The 23,863-nt window shown below is 61.1% G+C and carries 20 protein-coding genes; 17 read left to right on the plus strand and 3 right to left on the minus strand.

Features of this window, described 5'->3' with window-relative positions:
* Position 1: 1 nt before the first annotated feature.
* Positions 2-1,264, plus strand: coding sequence for a c-type cytochrome (locus AB6809_RS28420; RefSeq protein ID WP_310031738.1), 1,263 nt, complete (start codon positions 2-4; stop codon positions 1,262-1,264).
* Positions 1,265-1,318: 54 nt separating this feature from the next.
* Here the strand turns inward: AB6809_RS28420 and AB6809_RS28425 are convergent, their stop codons facing one another.
* The gene (locus AB6809_RS28425; RefSeq protein WP_006052173.1) at positions 1,319-2,314 is read right to left on the minus strand and encodes a GlxA family transcriptional regulator; all 996 of its coding nucleotides are present in this window, start codon (positions 2,312-2,314) and stop codon (positions 1,319-1,321) included.
* A gap of 468 nt (positions 2,315-2,782) precedes the next feature.
* On the opposite strand from AB6809_RS28425, the gene AB6809_RS28430 reads away from it, so the two are divergent.
* The 10 genes from AB6809_RS28430 (at position 2,783) to AB6809_RS28475 (ending at position 15,335) form a co-directional block, all read left to right on the plus strand.
* On the plus strand, positions 2,783-4,057 hold the full coding sequence (locus tag AB6809_RS28430; protein ID WP_107710894.1) for a serine hydroxymethyltransferase: 1,275 nt from the start codon (positions 2,783-2,785) through the stop codon (positions 4,055-4,057).
* An 18-nt stretch (positions 4,058-4,075) separates the two neighbouring features.
* The gene (locus tag AB6809_RS28435; protein ID WP_371027668.1) at positions 4,076-5,047 is read left to right on the plus strand and encodes a dipeptidase; all 972 of its coding nucleotides are present in this window, start codon (positions 4,076-4,078) and stop codon (positions 5,045-5,047) included.
* 52 nt (positions 5,048-5,099) lie between these two features.
* Positions 5,100-5,636 (plus strand): DUF5943 domain-containing protein, encoded by a 537-nt coding sequence (locus AB6809_RS28440; protein ID WP_006052170.1) that lies wholly within the window; start codon positions 5,100-5,102, stop codon positions 5,634-5,636.
* A 48-nt stretch (positions 5,637-5,684) separates the two neighbouring features.
* On the plus strand, positions 5,685-7,748 hold the full coding sequence (locus AB6809_RS28445; RefSeq protein ID WP_310031731.1) for an NADH:flavin oxidoreductase: 2,064 nt from the start codon (positions 5,685-5,687) through the stop codon (positions 7,746-7,748).
* Positions 7,749-7,750: 2 nt separating this feature from the next.
* A complete protein-coding gene (locus tag AB6809_RS28450) occupies positions 7,751-9,664 on the plus strand; it encodes a (Fe-S)-binding protein (protein WP_371027669.1) in 1,914 nt (637 codons plus the stop codon).
* A gap of 4 nt (positions 9,665-9,668) precedes the next feature.
* The gene (locus AB6809_RS28455) at positions 9,669-10,838 is read left to right on the plus strand and encodes an electron transfer flavoprotein subunit alpha/FixB family protein (protein WP_371027670.1); all 1,170 of its coding nucleotides are present in this window, start codon (positions 9,669-9,671) and stop codon (positions 10,836-10,838) included.
* Positions 10,835-11,632, plus strand: coding sequence for an electron transfer flavoprotein subunit beta/FixA family protein (locus tag AB6809_RS28460; RefSeq protein WP_371027671.1), 798 nt, complete (start codon positions 10,835-10,837; stop codon positions 11,630-11,632). Before AB6809_RS28455 ends, AB6809_RS28460 begins: the two co-directional genes overlap by 4 nt.
* Positions 11,633-11,705: 73 nt before the next feature.
* Positions 11,706-13,010 (plus strand): SRPBCC family protein, encoded by a 1,305-nt coding sequence (locus AB6809_RS28465; protein WP_371027672.1) that lies wholly within the window; start codon positions 11,706-11,708, stop codon positions 13,008-13,010.
* 32 nt (positions 13,011-13,042) lie between these two features.
* Positions 13,043-14,311: an FAD-binding oxidoreductase gene (locus tag AB6809_RS28470; protein WP_371027673.1), complete on the plus strand. Its 1,269-nt coding sequence runs from the start codon at positions 13,043-13,045 to the stop codon at positions 14,309-14,311.
* Positions 14,312-14,477: 166 nt separating this feature from the next.
* Positions 14,478-15,335, plus strand: coding sequence for a glycine betaine ABC transporter substrate-binding protein (locus AB6809_RS28475; RefSeq protein ID WP_006052163.1), 858 nt, complete (start codon positions 14,478-14,480; stop codon positions 15,333-15,335).
* Between the two features lie 77 nt (positions 15,336-15,412).
* Here AB6809_RS28475 and purU read toward each other — a convergent pair whose 3' ends face one another.
* Both purU and AB6809_RS28485 read right to left on the minus strand, forming a co-directional pair.
* Positions 15,413-16,288 (minus strand): formyltetrahydrofolate deformylase, encoded by an 876-nt coding sequence (gene purU / locus AB6809_RS28480; protein WP_371027674.1) that lies wholly within the window; start codon positions 16,286-16,288, stop codon positions 15,413-15,415.
* 125 nt (positions 16,289-16,413) lie between these two features.
* Positions 16,414-17,328 carry a LysR family transcriptional regulator gene (locus tag AB6809_RS28485; protein WP_371027675.1) on the minus strand — a complete coding sequence of 305 codons (915 nt, stop codon included), beginning with the start codon at positions 17,326-17,328 and terminating at the stop codon, positions 16,414-16,416.
* A 177-nt stretch (positions 17,329-17,505) separates the two neighbouring features.
* On the opposite strand from AB6809_RS28485, the gene betC reads away from it, so the two are divergent.
* From betC to AB6809_RS28515, 6 genes are all read left to right on the plus strand, one after another.
* The gene (gene betC, locus AB6809_RS28490) at positions 17,506-19,044 is read left to right on the plus strand and encodes a choline-sulfatase (protein ID WP_371027676.1); all 1,539 of its coding nucleotides are present in this window, start codon (positions 17,506-17,508) and stop codon (positions 19,042-19,044) included.
* A gap of 73 nt (positions 19,045-19,117) precedes the next feature.
* Positions 19,118-20,071 carry a choline ABC transporter substrate-binding protein gene (locus AB6809_RS28495; protein WP_371027677.1) on the plus strand — a complete coding sequence of 318 codons (954 nt, stop codon included), beginning with the start codon at positions 19,118-19,120 and terminating at the stop codon, positions 20,069-20,071.
* 267 nt (positions 20,072-20,338) lie between these two features.
* Positions 20,339-21,487: a porin gene (locus tag AB6809_RS28500; RefSeq protein ID WP_029971725.1), complete on the plus strand. Its 1,149-nt coding sequence runs from the start codon at positions 20,339-20,341 to the stop codon at positions 21,485-21,487.
* Between the two features lie 78 nt (positions 21,488-21,565).
* Positions 21,566-21,862: a DUF2964 family protein gene (locus AB6809_RS28505; RefSeq protein ID WP_371027678.1), complete on the plus strand. Its 297-nt coding sequence runs from the start codon at positions 21,566-21,568 to the stop codon at positions 21,860-21,862.
* A 389-nt stretch (positions 21,863-22,251) separates the two neighbouring features.
* On the plus strand, positions 22,252-22,725 hold the full coding sequence (locus AB6809_RS28510; protein WP_371027679.1) for a universal stress protein: 474 nt from the start codon (positions 22,252-22,254) through the stop codon (positions 22,723-22,725).
* 42 nt (positions 22,726-22,767) lie between these two features.
* On the plus strand, positions 22,768-23,808 hold the full coding sequence (locus AB6809_RS28515; RefSeq protein WP_371027680.1) for a zinc-dependent alcohol dehydrogenase family protein: 1,041 nt from the start codon (positions 22,768-22,770) through the stop codon (positions 23,806-23,808).
* Positions 23,809-23,863: the final 55 nt, after the last annotated feature.

Genomic DNA, 23,863 nt, shown 5'->3' on the forward strand with positions numbered 1-23,863 from the left:
GATGATTTCCCACACGAGTACCTTTTCGTTGTTTCGCGCGGCGTTGGTGACACTCGCCGCGGCGATGTTGACAGCCTGCGGCAACGCACCTGATGCTGCCGCCCAGCGCACCGCGACTACACAAGATGCGCACGACGCCGCGTTGATCGCCCGCGGTCGTTATCTTGCGAAAGCGGCGGATTGCGCGGCCTGCCATACGTCGCCCGATAGCGCACCATTCGCAGGAGGCGTGAAGCTGGACTCACCGTTCGGTACGTTCTATGGATCGAACATCACGCCGGACAGGCAGCACGGCATCGGACAATGGAGCGCGGACGAGTTCTACGCTGCGCTCCACGACGGCAAGTCGCCCAATGGCCAACTGTATCCGGCGATGCCGTACACGTCGTATCGCCAGATGTCTCGCGAGGATAGCGACGCGATCTACGCATACCTGATGTCGCAAAAGCCGGCGGCCGTCGTAAGCCGCGAGGCCGATCTGTCGTTCCCGTTCAATGTGCGTTTCGCCGTGCGCTTCTGGAAAATGCTGTTTCTCGAAGACACGTTGCCCGATGCATCGCAGGGTCATTCGGCGGACTGGAATCGCGGACGTTATGTCGTGAACGCGCTCGGACACTGTACTGAATGCCATACGCCGCGCGGCCGCTTCGGGCAACTCGACCTCACCGCGCCGTTTGCAGGCGGCACGCTCGGCCGGGTCATCGCGCCGAGCCTCACACCGCAAGGGCTCGCCGAGCGAGGATGGTCCGCGGCCGATCTCACGACGTATCTCGCAACGGGCATCGCGTCGCAAGGCTCGGCGTTTGGCGAGATGCATTCCGTCGTGCATCTGAGCAGTCAGTACATGACGCCGGACGATTTGCGCGCGGTTTCGACGTACCTGCTCGGTGATCGACCGAGTGAGCCGGTGCGGGTGCAAGCTAAGGCGGTCGATGCTACTCAATTCGCGCCGGGCCGTCGCCTCTATCTGTCTCTATGCGCACGCTGTCATGGCGCGGACGGAGAAGGCGTGCCTCATGTAGCCGTGCCGATGCTTGGAAACTCCACTGTTCGTCAAAGCAATCCGCACAATCTGATCGTGTCGATGCTTGATGGCATCGACGAACAGAGCTTCCCCGGACTCGAACGCATGCAGGCCATGCCCGGCTTCGCGAGCAAGCTGAGCGACGACGAACTGGCGCAACTCGCGAACTATCTGCGGGCGACATGGGGCGCGCAACCGGCCGACGTAAGCGCGGATTCGGCACGCGGACTAAGGCATTAATCCGCGTGAAGCGATCAACGGCGGTATAAACCTTGGGGAGTGCTGAGGCGCTTCTCAGGCCGCCATCACCGGCGGCGAAGAAAGCGACGGCGCCTGCTTGCGACGCTCGCGCGTAGGCGCGGTGCCGAATGCATCGCGATAGCTCTTCGAAAAGTGGCAGGCCGACTGGAAGCCGCACGCCATCGTGATGTTCATGATCGACATGTCGGTTTGCAGCAGCAGTTCGCGCGCGCGCCGCAAACGCAGCGTCAGATAGTAATGCGTCGGGGTCATCCCGAGATGCTCGCGGAAGAGGCGCTGCAATTGCCGTTGCGACATGCCGGCAAGCCGCGCGAGTTCCTCGCGCGATAGCGGCTCTTCGATGTTGTTCTCCATCAGCGAGATCACTTCGAAGAGCGACTTGTTGGCCGAGCCGAGCCGCGCGACGAGCGGCATCTTCTGTTGCGCGCTGGTATCGCGCACATGCTCGACGATGAACTGCTCGGCGATCTGCGTGACGCGTGCAGTGCCCACACGCGGCGCAATCAGGTTAAGCATCATATCGAGCGGCGCGACGCCGCCCGTGCAGGTCACGCGATCGCGATCTATCACGAAGAGTTCTTTCAGAAAGCGCGTGTCGGGAAACTCTTCTTTTAGCGCCGACATGTTCTCCCAATGAATCGCGCACGCATAGCCCGCTAATAGTCCGGCGCGCGCGAGCGCATAAGTCCCCGTGCACAAACTGCCGAGCACGCAACCCATGCGCGCGAAGCGGCGCAATGCCGACAGATGCGCAGGCGTGGTCGCGCGCTGCACGTCGATGCCGCCGATCACGAACACGATATCCGGCTGGCCGACGCATTCGACAGGACCCGTATCGACCGACAGCCCATTGCTTGCAGTCACCGGCCCGCCTTCGGGACTCACGATCGACCAGCGGTAAAGCGTTTGCCCTGTCAGGTAATTCGCCATGCGCAGCACTTCGATCGCGTTGGTGAATGCGATCATCGTGAAGTTCGGGACGGGCATGAAGGCGAAATGCGACAGTGACGCCGTGCGATCGGTGGACATGATGAGGAATGATTCCTTCGAATCTATAGTGCCGCGTCGCTGTGGGGAACTGCGACTTATGTAATTTTGAGGACTAGCGCAACTACCATGCCATCAGGCTAAACCCTCGGTTGCCTATGCTTGCCCATCAAACAGATAAGAAACGGCACCAGAAGCGCGCGGCGGCCATCGCGAACCGCACCGCAAACGCGCACTGCGTTCAGCCGCAGTGCAGCATCGCGTCGTCAGCGAACGACCGTTCGGCATCGGCGCGATGATCCGCCGGCGGTATGAACAAAGGGATCCGCAGAGGCGACTTGTCGAAAAAGGTCGCCTATGGCGGAAAAGGCAAAGAACGCGTCTGAATTCATAAATTGACGCGCGATGCAAGCGTCAAGAATAGACGTACGCAATCCGGCGGCGACAGGGCAGAAACAAAGGCCCACCAACGCTTCCGGCGCCTAACGTCAATGACCCCACGGACCTTCCATGTCGAACCCGAATCCTTTCTTCGAAGAACCGCTGAGCACGCGCGATGCGGCGGTGCGCGGCGCAATTTTGAAAGAGCTCGAGCGTCAGCAGTCGCAAGTCGAGCTGATCGCGTCGGAAAACATCGTGTCGCGCGCGGTGCTCGAAGCGCAAGGCTCGGTGCTGACCAACAAGTATGCGGAAGGTTATCCGGGCAAGCGTTACTACGGCGGTTGCGAATATGTCGACGAGATCGAGACGCTTGCGCTCGATCGCATCAAGCAACTGTTCAACGCGAAGTTCGCCAACGTGCAGCCGCATTCGGGCGCCCAGGCCAACGGCGCGGTGATGCTCGCGCTGGTCAAGCCAGGCGACACAGTGCTCGGCATGTCGCTCGATGCGGGCGGCCACCTCACGCACGGCGCCAAGCCGGCGCTTTCGGGCAAGTGGTTTAACGCGGTCCAGTACGGCGTGAATCGCGACACGTTGCTGATCGACTACGAGCAGATCGAGGAACTCGCGCAGCAGCATAAACCCGCGCTGCTGATCGCCGGCTTCTCCGCTTATCCGCGCGCGCTGGATTTCAAGCGGCTGCGTGCGATCGCCGACAGCGTCGGCGCGAAGCTGATGGTCGATATGGCGCACATCGCAGGCGTGATCGCGGCGGGACGTCATGCGAATCCGGTCGAACATGCGCACGTGGTTACGTCGACGACGCACAAGACCTTGCGCGGCCCGCGCGGCGGCTTTGTGCTGACGAATGACGAAGATATCGCGAAGAAGATCAACTCGGCGGTGTTCCCCGGCCTGCAAGGCGGCCCGCTGATGCATGTGATCGCCGGCAAGGCGGTCGCGTTTGGCGAGGCGCTGCAACCTGGCTTCAAGACTTATATCGACAGTGTGCTCGCGAATGCGCAGGCGCTCGGCGAAGTACTGAAGGCAGGCGGCGTCGATCTCGTGACGGGCGGCACGGACAATCATCTGCTGCTGGTCGACTTGCGCCCGAAGGGTCTCAAAGGCAATCAGGTCGAGCAGGCGCTGGAGCGCGCCGGCATTACGTGCAACAAGAACGGCATTCCGTTCGACACGGAAAAGCCGACCATCACCTCGGGCGTTCGCCTCGGCACGCCGGCCGGCACGACGCGCGGCTTCGGCGTGAACGAGTTCCGCGACGTGGGCCGTCTGATTGTCGAAGTACTCGATTCGCTGCGCGATCACCCCGAAGGCCATGCCGCCACCGAACAACGCGTGCGCCGCGAGATCTTCGCGCTGTGCGAGCGCTTCCCCATCTACTGAGAACGCCTGGAGCAAACGATGAGCAATCTGCACGAAAACAGCATCATCATCGACGGTTTGAACATTTCGAAGTTCGAGCGCTCGGTGTTCGAGGATATGCGCAAGGGCGGCGTGACCGCGGTGAACTGCACCGTGTCGGTGTGGGAGAGTTTCCAGAAGACGGTCGACAACATCGCCGAGATGAAGCAGCAGATCCGCGAATACGGCGAGATCCTGACGCTCGTGCGAACGACCGACGACATCTTCCGCGCGAAAAAAGAAAACAAGACCGGCATTATTTTTGGCTTCCAGAACGCGCACGCATTAGAAGACAACCTCGGCTATATCGAGGCATTCAAGGATCTCGGCGTGAACGTGGTGCAGCTTTGCTACAACACGCAGAACCTCGTCGGCACCGGTTGCTATGAACGAGACGGCGGCCTCTCGGGCTATGGCCGAGAAGTGATTCAGGAGATGAACCGCGTCGGCATCATGGTCGATCTCTCGCATGTGGGCGGCAAGACTTCTTCGGAAGCGATTGCGGCTTCTAAAAAGCCGGTGTGCTATTCGCATTGCTGCCCGTCGGGATTGAAAGAGCACCCGCGCAACAAGAGCGATGAGCAACTGAAAGAGATTGCAGATGCAGGCGGTTTTGTCGGCGTGACGATGTTCGCACCGTTTCTGAAGCGTGGTGCCGACGCGACCGTCGAAGACTATATCGAGGCGATCGAATACGTAGTGAATCTGATCGGCGAGGATCAGGTCGGCATCGGCACGGACTTCACGCAAGGCTACAGCACTGAGTTCTTCGACTGGATCACGCACGACAAGGGCCGTTATCGCCAGTTGACGAACTTCGGCAAGGTCGTGAACCCGGAAGGCATTCGTACGATCGGCGAGTTTCCGAATCTGACCGCCGCGATGGAACGTGCCGGCTGGAGCGAAACGCGCATCAAGAAGATCATGGGCGAGAACTGGGTGCGGGTATTCGGCGAAGTGTGGAAGGTCTGATCTTCCGCCTCATTCAGTCAACGAAATCACCCTATAAAAAGCGGAGTCCCACATGCAACCCCAACTGCCTATCGACGTCGATCCGAACACCGGCGTCTGGACCACCGACGCGCTGCCGATGCTCTACGTGCCGCGCCATTTCTTCACGAACAACCACACCGCGGTTGAAGAAGCGCTCGGCATCGACACGTATGCGGAGATTCTCTACAAGGCCGGCTACAAGTCCGCGTACTTCTGGTGCGACAAGGAAGCGAAACAGCACGGCATTGCCGGCATGGCCGTATTCGAGCATTACCTGAAGCGGCTTTCGCAGCGAGGCTGGGGCATCTTCTCGATTACCGAAGCGGACCCGTCAACTTCGCATGCGCGTATCGAACTGCATCATTCGTCGTTCGTGCTCGCGCAACCGGGCAAGGTCGGCAAGCTCTGCTACATGTTCGCCGGCTGGTTCGCGGGCGCAATGGATTGGGTCAACGACACCGCGCCCGATTCGTCGCGCAAGGGACCGCCTTCGCAATCGCGCGAAGCGCGCTGCGCAGCGGAAGGCCACGAGCATTGCGTATTCGAAGTCTCGCCGCTCGCCGCATAACGCGTACGGCACAGCACCACCAGCCATATCATTCCGAGGTCGATCGCGATGCGTTACCCGAACCTTTTCAAGCCTCTCACGCTGAACAAGCTGACCTTGCGCAATCGCATCGTGAGCACTGCGCATGCGGAGGTGTATGCGGAGCCGGGCGGCCTGCCTGGCGACCGTTATATCCGCTACTACGAAGAAAAGGCCAAGGGTGGTGTCGGCCTCGCCGTGTGCGGCGGTTCGAGCCCGGTGTCGATCGACAGTCCTCAAGGCTGGTGGAAGTCGGTGAATCTGTCGACCGACAAGATCATCGATCCGCTCTCGCGCCTCGCCGAAGCCATGCATGCGCACGGCGCGAAGATCATGATTCAGGCGACGCATATGGGCCGCCGCTCTGCATTTCACGGCGAGCACTGGCCGCATCTGATGTCGCCGTCTGGCGTGCGCGAGCCGGTACATCGCGGCAACGCGAAGATCATCGAAGCGGAAGAGATTCGCCGCATTATCACCGACTTTGCCGCGGCCGCTAAGCGTGTGAAAGACGCGGGCATGGATGGTGTCGAAATCTCGGCGGCGCACCAGCATCTGATCGATCAGTTCTGGAGCCCGCGAACCAATTTCCGTACTGACGAATGGGGCGGCTCGCTCGAAAACCGCCTGCGTTTCGGCGTCGAAGTGCTGAAGGCGGTGCGCGAAGCAGTCGGCCCCGATTTCTGCGTCGGCTTGCGCATGTGCGGCGACGAGTTTCATGAAGACGGGCTCGATCACGAGCAGTTGAAAGAGATCGCGCAGGCCATGAGCGAAAGCGGCCTGATCGATTATCTCGGCGTGATCGGTTCGGGCGCGGACACGCACAACACGCTCGCGAACTGCATGCCGCCGATGGCGCTGCCGCCCGAGCCGTTCGTGCATCTCGCGGCCGGCATCAAGTCGGTCGTCAAGATTCCGGTCATGCACGCGCAAAGTATTCGCGACGCGGGCCAGGCCGAGCGTTTGCTCGCAAGCGGCATGGTCGATCTCGTCGGCATGACGCGCGCGCAAATTGCCGACCCGCATATGGTCATCAAGATTCGCGATGGCCGCGAAGACGAGATCAAGCAATGCGTCGGCGCGAACTATTGCATCGACCGCCAGTACAACGGGCTCGACGTGCTGTGCGTACAGAACGCGGCGACATCGCGTGAAGCGACGATGCCGCATGTGATTACACGCACGAGCGGGCCGAAGCGCAAGGTTGTTGTGGTCGGCGCCGGTCCTGCGGGACTCGAAGCGGCTCGCGTCGCGAAGTCGCGTGGTCATGACGTCGTGCTGTTCGAAAAGAACGACTACGTGGGCGGCCAGATCATGCTTGCGGCCAAGGCGCCGCAGCGCGAGCAGATGGCGGGCATCGTCCGCTGGTTCGACATGGAGACGAAACGTCTTGGCGTGGACCGCCGTCTCGGTGTTGCCGCCGACGAAAAGACCATCATGGCCGAGAAGCCGGACATCATCGTGCTGGCGACGGGCGGGTCGTCGTTCACGTCGCAAGTCGCGGCATGGGGTGTCGACGAAGGTCTCGCAGTGAGTTCGTGGGACGTGCTGTCGGGCAAGGTCGAGCCGGGCAAAAATGTACTCGTGTATGACGGCGTCAGCACGCATGCCGGCGCAGGCGTCGCCGATTTCATCTCGAGCCGCGGCTCGAATGTGGAGATCGTCACGCCTGACGTGAAAGTCGCCGACGACGTAGGCGGCACCACGTTCCCGATTTTCTATCGCCGTCTCTATGCGCAAGGCGTGGTTCACACGCCGAATTACTGGCTCGACAAGGTGTACGAAGAAGACGGCAAGAAGATCGCCGTGCTTCGCAACGAGTACACCGAGGAGCAGGAAGAGCGCGCGGTCGATCAGGTGGTGATCGAAAACGGCAGCACGCCGAACGACGAGTTGTACTGGAAGCTCAAGCCCGAGTCGGTGAATCGCGGCCAGGTGGACGTGCATAAGCTCTTCGCATCCGAGCCGCAGCCGTCGCTTTCCGAAGAACTCGGCAATGGCCGCTTTCTGCTGTTCCGCGTCGGCGACTGCATCTCCATGCACAACATTCACGGCGCGATTTACGACGCGCTGCGCCTTTGCAAGGATTTCTGACGATGAGCCCCGTGTCTGTCATCACCGTGCTGTTGTGGTTGTCGATGGCGGGTCTGGCGTTCGCGCTCGCGAAGCGCGCCGCGTATTGGCGCGAGGGCCGCGCGACGGCGGCGGGCGCGTACGGCTGGGCCAATTTGCTGTCCATTCCGAAGCGCTACTTCGTCGATCTGCATCATGTGGTCGCGCGCGATCCGTACATTGCAAAGACGCACGTCGCGACCGCTGGCGGTGCGATCCTCGCGATGGCGCTCGTGTTCGTCAACTACGGTCTCGCGATCTACTCGCCGTGGCTCGACAAGCTGATCTTTCTGGCCGCGCTCGTGATGCTGGTCGGCGCCGTGTTCGTGTGGCGCCGCCGTCATGGTGCGAAGGCGGTGCCCGCGCGGCTTTCGCGTGGACCGTGGGATCACTTGCCGCTGCTGCTCGGCTCGTTCGCGCTCGGCCTCGTGCTGTTCGTCGCGCTGCCGGCCTCGGCGATGTCGGGTGCGCTCGCGATCATCGTCGCGCTGCTGATCGCGGTGGGCGCCTTCACGATGACGTTCGGCGCCGCGCGTGGCGGTCCGATGAAACATGCGCTCGCGGGTCTTTTGCATCTGGCTTTTCATCCGCGTCAGGAGCGCTTTGCCGAGCGTAACTCGAGCGATGTCGTGCCGCCCACCGCATTGAAAGTGCCGATGCTCGACGCGAAAGAATATGGCGTGGGCAAGCCGGTTGAATTTCGCTGGAACCAGTTGCTCAGTTTCGATGCGTGCGTGCAGTGCGGCAAGTGCGAAGCGGCATGCCCCGCATTCGCCGCCGGCCAGCCGCTTAATCCGAAGAAGCTGATTCAGGACCTGGTCACGGGCATGGTCGGTGGAACGGACGCGGAATACGCGGGCAGCCCGACGCCCGGCATTCCGGTCGGCAAGCACGGCGGCGCACCACAAAAGCCCTTGATTTCCAGTCTCATCGAAGCGGAAACGCTGTGGTCATGCACGACCTGCCGCGCTTGCGTGCAGGAGTGCCCGATGCTGATCGAGCATGTCGACGCGATCGTGGACATGCGCCGCAATCAGACGCTTGTCGAAGGCACGGTGCCCGGCAAAGGTCCGATCACGCTCGCGAATCTGCGCGAGACGGGCAGCGCGAATGGTTACGACATCGGCGCGCGTTACGACTGGGCCGTCGATCTTCAGGTGCAGGTCGCGCAGCCCGGACGTCGCGTGGATGTGCTCTTGCTCGCCGGAGAAGGCGCGTTCGACATGCGCTATCAACGCACGCTGCGCGCGCTCGTCAAGGTGCTGAACCGCGCGGGCATCGACTATGCGGTGCTCGGTGGAGTGGAAACGGATACGGGCGATACAGCCCGGCGTCTCGGCGACGAAGCCACCTTCCAGCAACTCGCGAGCAAATTGATCGGCACGCTTTCGCAGTATTCGTTCGGCAAGATCGTCACGGCAGACCCTCATGTGCTGCACAGCCTGCGCAACGAATATCGCGCGCTGGGCGGCTTTTATGAGGTTCAGCATCACACGGCGCTGATCGACGAACTCATCGCGAGCGCCAAGCTGTCGCCGCGTGCCGCGGCCGCGTACGCGGATAGCAAGATCACGTATCACGATCCGTGTTATCTCGGCCGCTATAACGGCGAAACCGAAGCGCCGCGCCGCGTGTTGAAGAGCATCGGCATCAAGGTCGTCGAAATGGAGCGCAACGGCATGCGTGGACGTTGCTGCGGTGGCGGCGGCGGCGCACCGTTGACGGACATTCCGGGCAAGCGGCGCATTCCCGACATTCGTATCGACGACGCACGCGGCATCGGCGCAAACATCGTCGCCGTGGGTTGCCCGAATTGCACGGCGATGCTCGAAGGCGTGGTCGGTCCGCGTCCCGAAGTGCTGGACGTCGCCGAACTGGTTGCAGCGGCGCTGGAGTAACGCGATGAACACAATCAAACGAATCGATCCGCGCCGGCCGTTCACGATCACGGCTGACGGACTTCGGCGCATTACGTTGGGCGCTATCGGTGTGGCCGGTGCGCTGGATTTCACGGCCGCGAGCGGCGCACATCGCGAACAGCCGAAGCCGCGCCGCACGACAGCGGCGCCTTCGCACACGATGCTGGTCGCGGCGCACGCGGACCGCGGCGCGCTCGATGAGCATGCGCGCCAGACACTCGCCGCCGCCGCGTTGGTTGCGGATGCATCGACGGAAATCGTGCTGCTGGTATTCGGCGAGTTCACCGGCGACGCCGCGGCACTCGGCGCCGACAAGCTAATCGAATTGCCCATGTTCGATCGACGCAAGTTCGCGCCGGTCGATGAACTGAATGCGCTTGCCGCGTGCGTCGCCGCGTATGCGCCCGTGCATGTGTTCCTGCCCGACAACGCGACCGGCGACGGCGATCTCGGCCGCCGCTATGCAGCCGCGGCGAATGCGAGCGTCGCGACACATGTGGTCGAAATAGACGCCTCGCATGTGGCCGCGTATGCACACGCGAATACCGCGTTGGCTTCGCGCGCGTTGCCCGAAGTGATTTTGCTCGCAGCGAATGCGGTCGATCCGAAGTTGCCGTTCGTCGGCGCGGGCGAGCGAGTGGTGTGGCGCTTCGATGGCGAGTCGGCCAGCGCGAAAGGCATGGTGCGCGATCTCGGCATCGAGGAAATGGACGCGGCGCAACTCGCATTGGAAGAGGCGGATTTCATCGTGTCCGCGGGCAACGGCGTGAGCGACGTGCCTGCGTTCGAGCGTCTCGCGGCTACGTTGGGCGCGGCGATCGGCGCGAGCCGCGTGGCCGTCGACGACGGCAAGTTCACGCGCGACAAGCAGATCGGCGCAACGGGCAAGACGGTCGAAGCGAGCGTGTATATCGCGTTCGGCATCTCGGGCGCCGTGCAGCATTTGCAAGGCATCAAGGATTGCCGTCATGTGATCGCCGTGAATCTCGACGCCAGCGCACCGATTGCCAAGCGCGCCAATCTGACCGTGATCGCGGACGCGCAGGAAACGATCTCGGCGCTCAACGATGCCGCGGCTGCGGCGCGTTCGGCGCGCGGCACCGGCGCGGCGTTACTCAATTCGAAGGCCGTTGCGGAAGGAGCGCTCGCATGAAAATCGCCGTACTTGTTTCGGTGGGCCGGCATCCGGTAAGCGGCGTTGCGCGTTACAGCCGCAACGACGCAGCCGCACTCACGCTCGCGTTGTCGCTGGTGAAACAGCACAACGCCACGCTCGATGTGCTGCATGCGGGCGACGCAGCGAATCCCGCGTTGCAGGAGTATCTGGCGCTCGGCGCGCGCTCGGTGGAAGTGCTTGCGGTTCCCACTGCGGGCGACAACGCGCAAGCGGATGCTTCCGCGCCGCTCGCCGCGCGCCTGCAAGGCTACGATCTGGTGCTGACCGGTACGCGCGCAGAAGGCGCATTCGACAGCGGCATGCTGCCGTATCGCGTCGCCAATGCGCTGAATATTCCGCTCGTCGGCGCGGCCGTCGACGTGACGTTGAACGACAGTTGCGCGCAGGTGCGGCAATTCATGCCGAAGGGTTTGCGTCGACGTGTCGAGGTTCAATTGCCTGCGCTGATCGCGGTGCATCCGATGGCGAATGCGACGCCGACGTATGCGTATGGACGGCTGCGCGAAGGCACGATTCGTCCGGTTGCGAGTACGGCAGGCGCGGGAACAGCCGCGAGCAATGCCACCACAGAACCCGCCTGGATGATCCGCCCCGCAACCGCCAAACCCGTGCGCCTGGCCGCCGCTGAAAAGCGTTCCGGCCATGCCCGCATGCTTTCGGCAACCACGACGGAAAGCCGCGGCGGAAGCGTCGTAATTGAAGGGAGTTCCGTCGAAAAAGCACAAGTGATTCTCGCGTATTTGCGCGAGCATCAACTCGTGGATTACTGATTTCCGGTTCAGGCGAACCAGCGGCCAGGAGGGCCTGGCGCGGCGCCAGACGTGACACGCAACGGAGCACACAATGAAAGTTTCCGCAGACGTTCGCGCAATGATCGAACGCCGCAAAAAGAATCGCACGCTGGAAGCGCCGTTCTATACGAGCGAGGACATCTTCGCGCTCGACATGGAAGCGATCTTTCGCCAGCACTGGATTCAGGTCGCAGTCGAGCCGGACGTGCCCGAACCGGGCGACTACATCACGGTGGAGATCGGTCACGATTCCATTCTGATCGTTCGCGACGACGACATGCAGGTGAGGGCGTTTCATAACGTATGCCGTCATCGCGGCTCGCGCCTGTGCAATACCGACAAGGGCTCGCTCGGCAACATCGTGTGTCCGTATCACAGCTGGACGTACAACCTGAACGGCGACCTGATGTTCGCCGAGCATATGGGCGACCAGTTCGACCGTTGCAAGCATAGCCTGAAGAAAGTGCACGTCGAGAACCTCGCGGGCCTGATCTTCATCTGCCTCGCGGAGAATCCGCCCGCGGACTTTTCGGTGATGCGCGCTGCAATGGAGCCGTATCTGCTGCCGCACGAACTGGCCGGCTGCAAGATCGCGGCATCGGTCGACATTATCGAGGAAGGCAACTGGAAGTTGACGATGGAAAACAATCGCGAGTGCTATCACTGCGTCGCGAACCATCCCGAACTCACCATTTCGCTTTACGAATACGGCTTCGGCTATCAACGCTCGCCGGCCAACGAAGAAGGCATGGCCGCATTCGAAGAGACCGTTGCACGGCGCACCGCGCAATGGCAAGCGATGAAACTGCCGTCGGCGGAAATTGAACGGCTCGCGGATCTCGTGACTGGTTTTCGCACGCAGCGCCTGCCGCTCGATCGCGACGGCGAATCGCAGACGCTCGACGCAAAAGTGGCGTCGAAGAAACTGCTGGGCGGCTTCGAGCAGGCCGATCTCGGCGGGCTTTCTTTCTGGACGCAACCTAATTCGTGGCATCACTTCATGAGCGATCATATCGTGAGCTTTTCCGTGATTCCGCTTTCCGCGGGCAAGACGCTCGTGCGCACGAAATGGCTCGTGCACAAGGATGCACGCGAAGGCATCGACTATGACGTGAACAACCTCACGGCAGTCTGGCGCGCGACCAACGATCAGGACCGTTCGCTCGTCGAATACTCGCAGCGCGGCGCATCGAGCAGCGCGTACGAGCCGGGTCCTTATTCGCCGTTCACCGAAGGTCTCGTCGAGAAGTTCTGCGAGTGGTATATCGGCCGCATCGCGGATTACAGCAATGCACCGCAAACGCACGATGCCACGCCGCTTGCGCATGGCGAGAATGTCGTGTCCTTCGTGCGCTGAGCGCCGAGCGCAACCAGGAGCGGGAGAAAACAATGATGCGCGATCAGGCGGCGTTTCAGCCAGGCGGTGAGCCGGCCACAGACCCTGCAACAAGCCGTGCAAGCCGTGTTACGCAGCCGCGCTTCTGGGACGCGCTGCCGGCGCGCTGGAACAGCGACGTCGACGACACGCTGGTGTGCTGCCACGTCCGTCAGGAAACGCATGACGTGAAGAGCTTTTTCTTCCGCGCGCCGAATGAACGGGCGTTCGTGTTCGAGCCTGGGCAGTTCATCACGCTCGAACTCGATATAGACGGCGAATCGATTAACCGCTGCTATACGATTTCGTCGCCGCCGACGCGGCCACACACCATCTCCATTACGGTGAAGCGCGTGCCGGGCGGCAAAGTGTCGAACTGGCTGCATGACAATCTGCAAGTGGGCGGCGAGGTTCGCGTGCTTGGGCCGGCCGGCGAATTCACGTGCGCCCGCCATCCCGCGCGCAAATTCCTGTTTCTGTCGGCGGGTTCCGGCATTACGCCGTTGATGTCGATGAGCCGCGCGCATCACGAACTCGGCGAGGACAGCGACATTGTGTTTGTGCACAGCGCTCGCACGCCGGACGACATCATCTTCGCGCGCGAACTCGACCTGATTGCGTCGAATCACGCGCGTTTTCGTACCGCGTTTGTGTGCGAACGGCTGGGCGCGCGCACGAACTGGCCTGGCGTGACGGGCTTTTTGACCTTACCGCTGCTCAAGCTGATTGCGCCGGACTTTCTGGAACGCGAGATCTTTACCTGCGGCCCCGCGCCATATATGCAGGCGGTACGCAATCTTCTGGAGGAAGGCGGTTTCGATCGCCGTCATTATCATGAAGAGAGCTTTTCGTTCGAAACGGTCAGCGAGGTCGCCGCGCAATTGACGACCGCTCACGTCGGCGATGTATTGCAGACCGCGACTGAAGCGGTTGCTGTGGAGAGCTTTGCAGAAGCGCGGCAAGAAGCGCCGGCTTTCGAGCCGGCTCCCGCGGCGCCGGAAATCGGAACCGAAATCGAAACGCGCTACAAGGTGAGCTTCACGAAGAGCAATCGCGAGATCGAATGCGGCAGCGGCCAACATGTATTGGACGCTGCAAAAAAAGCGGGCGTGCGCCTGCCGGCATCGTGTACCCAGGGTATGTGCGGAACCTGCAAGGTAAAACTCGTATCCGGCGAAGTCGCGATGAAGCACGCGGGCGGCATTCGTCAGCGCGAAATCGATCAGGGCATGGTGCTGCTGTGCTGCAGCAAGCCGCTCACCGATCTCGTCGTCGAAAAGTGACTGGCGCGCGCGCCAGGAAAAGCAGTTGCCGCCAGTGGCCGGGCACGCAGATTAACCAGGTCGCATGCGGACAACTGCGTGTCGCAAAACAACGTTACTGGGCAATTCTGGCTGGCGATTCTAAATGCTCATTGGGTTGTTTGTGGAAGTGAACGGGAGAACGGCGATGAGACTGATCAGAAAGATATTGGTGTTGAGCACCCTGAGCGCGGCGCTGGCAGCAAGCAGCGTGAGCGTTTCGGCGGATACGAAGCCGACCATCAAAATCGGCTACGTGGAAGGCTGGGACGACAGCGTGGCGACGTCCAACGTCGCTGCACGCGTGATCGAGAAACGTCTCGGCTATCAGGTTCAACTCGTGCCGGTCGCGGCCGGCGTGATGTGGCAAGGCGTGGCGCGCGGCGATCTCGACGCGACGCTGTCCGCGTGGCTGCCGGTTACGCACGGCGCGTACTGGAACAACTTCAAGGAGAAGGTGGTCGACCTCGGGCCGAACTTTAACGACGCGAAGATCGGTCTGATCGTGCCGGACAATCTCGACGTGAAAACGGTCGGCGATCTCGAAGCGAAGAAAGCGGAATTCGGCTCGCGTATCGTCGGTATCGACGCCGGCGCGGGCGTGATGCAGAAAACCAGCGAGGCCATCAAGGCCTATGGACTCGACTACAAGCTGATGCCCAGCTCGGGCAGCGCAATGACCGCGGAACTCGCGCGTTCGGAAGCGGCGAGCAAGCCGATCATCGTGACCGGCTGGAAACCGCACTGGATGTTCGCGAAGTACAAGCTGAAATTCCTCGAAGATCCGAAGAAGGTATTCGGCGAAGCGGAGCACGTCGATAGCGTCGTGAATCCGGAACTGGAAAAGAAGGCGCCGCAGGTGGTTGCGTTCCTGAAGAAGTTCCAGTGGAAGCCGGGCGAGATCGACAGCGTGATGCTCGCGACGCAAAACGGCGAAAAGCCGACCGCCGCAGCCGATGCGTGGATCGGCGCGCATAGCGATCGGGTGGATAGCTGGGTGAAGTAATCCATTCTATTGCCGGTTAAGCGATACGACGAAACGCCGCTTCTTTTCCAGAAGCGGCGTTTTTTTGTGCTGCAATGTTATTGCAGAACGACCGTTCTATCGCCATTGATAAACACACGCCGCTCGATAAACGCTTTCACTGCGCGAGCAAGCGTAATGCACTCGACGTCGCGGCCGGTGGCAAGAAGTCGATCCGGACTATACGAATGATCGACACGTTCGACCACTTGCTCGATGATCGGACCTTCGTCGAGATCGTCGGTCACGAAGTGCGCCGTTGCACCGATCAGTTTGACGCCGCGCGCATGCGCCTGGTGATAGGGCTTCGCGCCTTTGAACCCAGGTAAAAACGAGTGGTGAATGTTGATCGCGCGCCCGGCGAGCGCACGGCTCGTCTCGCCCGAAAGAATCTGCATATAGCGCGCGAGAATCATCAGTTCGGCGCCGGAAGTCTCGAACAGATCCAGCAGACGCGCTTCCTGCTGCGGCTTGGTATCCGCCGTAATGGGTAGATGGTGAAACGGCAATCCGTGTTGCTGCGCGAGCGGTTCGAAATCGCGATGATTCGAGCCGATACCGACAATGTCCATTTTCAGTTCGCCCATTCTCCAGCGGAACAGCAGGTCGGCAAGACAGTGCTCGAACTTCGACACCATGATCAGAACCTTGGGTCGCGTGCCGACGTCATGCATGGCCCACTTCATATGAAAGCGCTCGGCAATGGACTCGAATTCGCGTTTGAGCGCCGAGATATTCAGCGTCTCATTGCTGTTCACGCCGTGAAAGACGCAGCGCACGAAGAAGCGTTCGCTGAGATCGTCGTCGAAAACGGTGAGTTCGTCGATATAACAATGATGCCGGTCGAGAAAGCCGACAACGGCGGCAACCTGGCCCGCGGCGCTCGGACACGCAACGGTGAGAACCAGTTGATCTGGACGGGAATCGGCGGACATGCGCTCTCCACATAGACGATAGGCTCATGCCGCGGACGCGGCATGCATCGTCGCAGTAGAGCAAATCCGTGCGCGAGGCGGATAGAAGCGAATCGCCGTGGCAATGGAACGGGAGCGTCAGAGCCTCATTCCGGGTCGAGCCCGCATTCGCCGAGCAGCCATTGGCGGAAAGCGTCGACCACCGGCGTGGCCGCGCGTTGCGTGACCAGCATATAGCCGCGCTCGGTGACCACCGGCGCATCGAACAGTTCGACGAGCTGCCCCGTTGCAAGCAATTCGTCGATGAGCGGCGCCCAGCCGAGCGCCACGCCCTGGCCCATGATCGCCGCATGGGCGACGAGCGTGAAGCTGTTGAACGTGATGCCGCGATGCGCGGCAGGCGCGACAAGACCATGCGCCGCGAACCAGTCGGCCCATGACAGCCAGCGCGCCGGTTGCGTGGGTTCGAGATGAAGCAGCGGCAGCGTGAGCAGTTCGGAGGGCGACGTGAGCGGCGGATGCGCCGCGAAAAACGCCGGACTGCACACCGGCGTCACACGCTCGGGAAAAAGTTTGACCACGCTGCGTGCATTCCAGTCCGCATGTTCGTCGCCGAATGCAATCGCCACATCGGTCTGATCGTGCGATGGATCGAATACGCTTTGCGACGTAATGATCTTGACGTCGACATCGGGCATGAGCGCCTTGAATTGCGAAAGCCGCGGCATGAGCCAATAGGTTGCGAAGCCGAAGTCGGTGGATAGCGTAAGCGTTTGCGGCGTGCGGCGCGCGCGGATTTCGGCGGTGGCAACGCGGATCGTGTCGAGCGCATGACGCACGGCTTCAAAAAGGCGCTCGCCGTCTTCCGTGAGCCGCACGCCACGATGACCGCGCTCGAAAAGCGGCGCGCCCAGCGTTTCTTCCAGTTGCACGATGCGCTGGCTTACTGCCGGCTGCGTGGAGCCCAACTCGCGCGCGGCCGCCGTAAAGCTCGCGAGCCGCGCGGCGGATTCGAACATCGTCAATGCCTGCATTGGCGGCAAGCGGTCCTGCCTCGACATAACGCCCCCTTATAGGCACATAACGAATTGCCGTCTTCACAGCGCCGAATTGAACGGCAATAGTGACGTTGATGCCGCACGCGCTCCAAGAGCACCGCTCAAATGCGGCTGTTGTTGCAGATGCACCGGCACAGGTACTTGCACTGACATTCATGATTTTATTCGAGGCGCGCTCCAATGCTTGACAGCAAAAAGAATATTCTTATTCTGATGGCCGACCAGATGACTCCGTTCGCGCTCTCCGCGTACGGCCACCCGCTCACCCGAACACCCAACCTCGATCGTCTGGCAAAGCAGGGCGTGGTTTTCGATTCCGCGTACTGCGCGAGCCCGTTATGCGCGCCGTCGCGTTTCTCGTTTCTCTCCGGCAAGCTGCCGTCGGCAATTGGCGCTTACGACAACGCAGCAGAATTTCCGTCGCAAACGCTGACATTCGCGCATTATCTGCGCGCGGAAGGCTATCGCACGATTCTCTCCGGCAAGATGCATTTCTGCGGCGCCGATCAGTTGCATGGTTTCGAAGAGCGCCTCACTACCGACATTTATCCCGCCGACTTTGGCTGGACACCGAATTGGGACGACTTCGAAGCGCGCCCTACGTGGTATCACAACATGAGTTCCGTGATCGACGCCGGCCCTTGCGTGCGCACCAACCAGCTCGATTTCGACGACGAAGTGACGTTCACCACGCGCCAGAAGCTCTTCGACATTGCGCGCGAACGTCACGCGGGTAAAGATGCACGGCCGTTCTGCATGGTCGCCTCGCTGACGCATCCACACGATCCGTATGCCATTCCGCAGAAGTACTGGGACATGTACCAGGACGAAGAGATCAACATGCCCATGCACCGCGATTCATTCGACGAAGCCGATCCGCATTCGAAGCGCCTGCGTCACGTTTGCGAAACCGATCGCACGCCGCCGACCGGGCAGCAGATCCGCAACGCACGGCGTGCGTATTACGGCGCGATTTCCTATGTCGACGATCAGTTCGGCGCGATTCTCGAAGCATTGGAAGAGGCCGGGCTCGCGAACGATACGATCATTGTCGTCACTTCCGACCACGGCGAAATGCTCGGCGAGCGCGGACTCTGGTACAAGATGACGTTCTTCGAAGGTGGTTGCCGCGTGCCGCTAATCGTGCATGCGCCGCAGCAATTCGACGCGCATCGTGTGACTGCTTCGGTATCGCATCTCGATCTGCTGCCCACGCTTGTCGAACTCGCGCGTGGCGAACCACCCGCGGCGTGGCCCGATTCGCTCGACGGACATAGTCTCATGCCGCATCTTCTGGGAGAGCGGGGCGGTCATGATGAAGCGATCGGCGAGTACCTCGCTGAAGGTGCAATTGCACCGATCGTCATGCTTCGGCGCGGGCGCTTCAAGTTCATTCACACGCCGGCCGATCCTGATCAGCTCTACGATGTGCAGGCCGATCCGCTGGAGCGCGCGAATCTCGCATTCAACGCGGAGTACGCCGCTCAGGTCGAAGCATTCCGCAAAGAGATTGCCGCTCGCTGGAATCTCGCCGCGCTGCATCAGGAGGTGCTGCAGAGCCAGCGTCGTCGCCGTTTTCACTTCGCCGCGACCACGCAAGGCACGGTTGCTTCATGGGACTGGCAACCGCTCGTCGATGCAAGCCAGCGCTATATGCGCAACCACATCGACCTCGATACGTTCGAGGCGATGGCGCGCTTTCCCGCAGTCGCGCACTGAGTTGTCCCACTTGTCTTGCACCGCTACGCCCGACGCTCCACGCTAACGATTCACCCACTCACAGGAAGCCGCGATGATGAACAAGCTATTCAAACAGGCCATGTCCGGCGTTGCGCTGCTATGCGCGGCGGCGAGCTTTGCGTCGGCCGCCGAGCCGCAATCGTGCATGCAGGTCAACATGGCGGGGCCGGGATGGACCGACATCGACGCAACGAATGCGATGACCGGCGTCGTGCTGAAGGCGCTCGGCTATAAGCAGAAGGTCGCGAACCTGTCGGTGCCGATTACGTATCAGGGCCTGAAAAAAGGGCAAATCGACGTATTCCTCGGCAACTGGATGCCCGCGCAGGCGCCGGTCGTCAAACCTTTCGAAAAAGAAAAGTCGATCGTGGTCGTGCATCCGAACCTGAGCAATGCGAAGTTCACGCTTGCGGTGCCCGACTATGTGGCGGCGGCCGGCGTCCATTCGTTCGCGGATCTCGCGAAGAATGCCGACAAGTTCGACAGCAAGATATACGGCATTGAACCGGGCGCGCCGGCCAACCAGAACATCAAGAAAATGGTGGACGACAAGGCGTTCGGGCTCGATAGCTGGAAGGTGGTGGAATCGAGTGAGACGGGCATGCTCACACAAGTGGAGCGGGCCGTGCGTGAGAAGAAGTGGATCGTCTTTCTTGCGTGGGAGCCGCATGTGATGAATACGAAGTTCAAACTGTCGTATCTGGACGGAGGCGACAAGTACTTTGGTCCGAACTACGGCGGCGCCACCGTGAACACCGTTGCGCGCAGCGGCTATGCGGAGCAGTGTCCGAATGTCGGCCGTCTTTTCAGGCAGCTTACGTTTAACGTCGACCTGGAAAACGGCGTGATTACTGAAGTACTGGAAAAGAAAACCAGTGTCGATGTGGCCGCAACCGAAGCACTCAAGCGTCATCCCGATCTGCTCAAAGCGTGGCTCGACGGCGTGAGCACCGCGAATGGCGCCAATGGGTTGCAAGCCGTGCAAACGGCGCTCGGTGTGAAATAACAAAGGCCATTGCAATCGCCAGGTCGCGAGGCGACAGATTCATGTCGCATCCAATCGATTCGCCGTAAATCTGGACCCGTATTCTTGACTCGTCGATGCCGGCCTGGCGGAATTTTAATGCTCAACAAATAGCAGCCAGGTCTTATCGACCGGTCTCAACCGGTTTCGAACTGCCCGTCATGCGAGAAATGCCGCACGCCTGAAAGCCGCGCGGCAGGGATCGCTTTATCCAACGAATTGTGCAGGCATAGAGCAGGGGAGAATTAGATGAAGAAGAGAAATGCCGTCAGTCTTTCGGGACTCGCTATTGCAGCAAGTGCGGTATGTGCGCCAACGGCTGTCCATGCACAAAGCAGCGTCACGCTGTACGGCATTCTGGACGCCGGCATTACGTACGTGAACAACGCCGGTGGTTCCCACCAGGTGAAGTTCGACGACGGCATTTCGTATGGCAACCGGATCGGCTTCAAGGGCGTCGAAGATCTCGGCGGCGGCTTGCAGGCGGTATTCGTACTCGAGTCGGGTTTCCACGTAGGCAATGGACAACTTGGATTCGGTGGCGCTGAGTTCGGACGCCAGGCGTATGTCGGTCTGAAGAACAACTGGGGCACCTTGTCGTTTGGTAACCAGCTCGACATGACCGAAGAATTCGCGTACCTGTACAACATATCCGCGTGGGCAAGCGGTTACGCGATTCACCAGGGCGACTTCGACCGGATGAACGGCGACCGGCTGCCAAACTCGATCAAGTTTCTCTCCGCCGATATATCCGGCTTTTCTTTCGGCGGCATGTACTCGTTCGGCAACACGGCCGGCGACTTCCATCAGAAAAGCGCATGGAGCGTGGGCGCGCGCTATGAGCACGGTCCGTTCAACATGGGCGCCGCTTATACGCAGTTGAACAACCCGTTCGGCATCTATGCGTTCGATCCGTACGCGATGATCGGCACGCATACTTTCCTCGGCAGGCCGACCGTTTCCGTCGATCCTGCAACCGGCGCGGTTACAGATCTGTATAGCTCGACTTCATTTCCGGTCGACAGGCAGGGCGCGTTTGCAGTCGGCGCCGCTTATACGATCGGCAATGTGATGCTGAGCGGCAACTTCACTTACACGACGATCAAGGGCCTTGGCCAGACCTCGCATATGCAGGTTTATGAGGGCGGCGCTTCGTATACGTTCACGCCGGCGTTGATGCTCTACGGCGGCTATCAGCACACGCGGTTTGAAGGAAACCACTGGAATCAGGGCTCGCTCGGGCTTCACTACCTGTTGTCGAAACGCACGGATGTGTACATCTCGGGCGATTATCTGCGCGCATCGGATGGTGTGAACGCGGTGATCGGCTATAGCTTCACGCCGTCGTCGACCAGCACGCAGGCTGATGTGCGCATCGGCATGCGCCATTCGTTCTGAAGCGGCGCGGCGGATTTCTGTGAGCGGTAATCCGCCTGGATTTAGCCGTTAATTTGCAGCCGCCGAAGACAGAGCGCAATGCGTCGCACCATCGCGGCTCTTACGCTTGACCTCGATCAAGAGCGCCCACGTCTTCTGACCGATGATGTCGTTACGACTTTAATCATCGCGTTGGAGGACATCATGACTGGCTCGGACGGCAGGATCTTATTTTCGGCAATCGCCGTTTTTGTGGCGCTCGCGGGCATAGGGGTGTCGATCCGAGGCTTGCTGTTCGACGAGCCGTCATTTTTTCGTTATGGCGTTGCCGGTGTAGTCGGTGGCGTTGCGTGCTTCGTGTGGTTGCTCAATTCCGCACGCGACGGCAACTCATGATCGCCTCGCTGCGTGGCGGCCGCTTGCTGACGTCAGCGGCGCTCCGAGCATTGCCACCAAGCTTTGCCACCAAGCATTGCCACCACCAGCGGCCAGACCCTGCTCTGACGCTGTCTCCTCATCATCAATACATTGAACCTTCCAGTGCCCGTTTCGACGAGCGCATAGGCGGGCGCGTCTTCGCGCCGTCCGTTGCCAGTCGTTCTTTCCGCCACGAGCGTTGCACTGAACCAAACGATGCGCACCGTGCGCGGCGCTGCGACCTCGTTGACGCAGGTCGATCGTCAGATGCGGATACGCGCTCATGATTCTCTCATCGACTCGCTGCTCCAGGTGGCTTTCGCTGCCGCAACGGTCGACGGAAACGTGCAGATCGGGCGGAGGCAAACATGTACGCACACATCGTGGTGGCACTCGACGGCAGCGACGCAGCCAAGCGCGCGCTGAGCGAAGCGATTCAGTTGACGAAGCTCTCGCGCGGCAGGTTGACGGCCGTCTACGTGCTCGATCAGTCGGCCGCGTTCACCTACGCAGGCGCTTGCGATCCGCATCTTCTGAGCGGCGCCGCGCGGCAGGTCGGAACCACGCTGCTCGATGGCGCACAGAAACAGATGCGCGAGATGGACGTCGTGGGCGACACGGAGATCGTGGAAACGCGGGGCATCGCCGAAGACATCGCCGGCACGTTGCTGCGCTTCGTTCAGTGGAGCGGCGCGGACCTTGTCGTGATGGGCACTCACGGACGGCGCGGATTGCGGCGCATGGTGATCGGCAGCGTTGCGGAGCGTTTTCTCCGCCATGCGACGTGCCCCGTTCTGCTGGTTCGCGAGCCCACTGACGCAAAGCGCGAGGCGCCGCTTTGATCTGAACTAGCCGCTCGTCTCTCTGATCATTGGAGTCATCTCGTGAAAGCACTGGTTTATCACGGCGCCGGGCAAACATCGCTCGACGAGCGGCCGATGCCGCAACTCGCGTCGCCCACCGACGCCATCGTCAAGGTGACGCGCACGACGATCTGCGGCACCGACCTGCATATCCTGAAGGGCGATGTCCCCACCTGCGAGCCGGGGCGCATTCTCGGCCATGAAGGAGTGGGAATCGTCTATCAGGTTGGCGCTGCCGTCAGCACGCTGAAAGAGGGCGACCCTGTGCTTATCTCGTGCATTTCGTCGTGTGGCAAGTGCGACTACTGCCGGCGCGGAGTGTACTCGCACTGCGCGACGGGCGGATGGATTCTTGGCAACCGGATCGACGGCACGCAAGCGGAGTACGTGCGCATTCCTCACGCGGAAACAAGCCTGTACCGCATTTTCGCAGGCGCGGACGAAGAGGCGCTAGTGATGCTTTCCGACATCCTGCCGACCGGCTTTGAATGCGGTGTTCTCAACGGCAAGGTTGAACCGGGAAGCACGGTGGCGATTGTCGGCGCGGGGCCGATCGGACTCGCGTCGCTGCTTACCGCGCAGTTCTATTCGCCGGCGCAGATAGTGATCATCGACCGCGACCCTTACCGTCTGGAAGTGGCGTCGCGCTTCGGGGCGACGGCGTGCGTCGATAGCGGCGTCGACGATCCGGTGGCAAAGGTCATGAAGCTCACCGCCGGAACGGGCGCGGATTGCGTGATCGAGGCCGTGGGTGTGCCCGAAACTTTCGAGTTATGCCAGGCGCTGGTGGCGCCTGGTGGCGTCATCGCCAACGTGGGCGTGCATGGCGTGAAGGCGGATCTGCGTCTGGAATCGCTGTGGGATCGCAACATCTCGATCACGACGTGTCTCGTCGATACGGTCAGTACGCCGATGCTGTTAAAGACCGTGCGCGCCGGCCGGCTCGACGCCGCGAGCCTGATCACGCATCGCTTCAAGCTCGACGATGTATTGAAAGCCTACGAGACTTTCGGCGATGCGGCCCGATCTCATGCATTGAAGGTCATCATCGAAGTGGCGTAAACGCTCGTTCGAGCGTCAGCCGGCATTCGAGCCTCGCCGACATGATCCACGTCAA

Source organism: Paraburkholderia sp. RCC_158 (genome assembly GCF_041355255.1).
GTDB lineage: Bacteria > Pseudomonadota > Gammaproteobacteria > Burkholderiales > Burkholderiaceae > Paraburkholderia > Paraburkholderia graminis.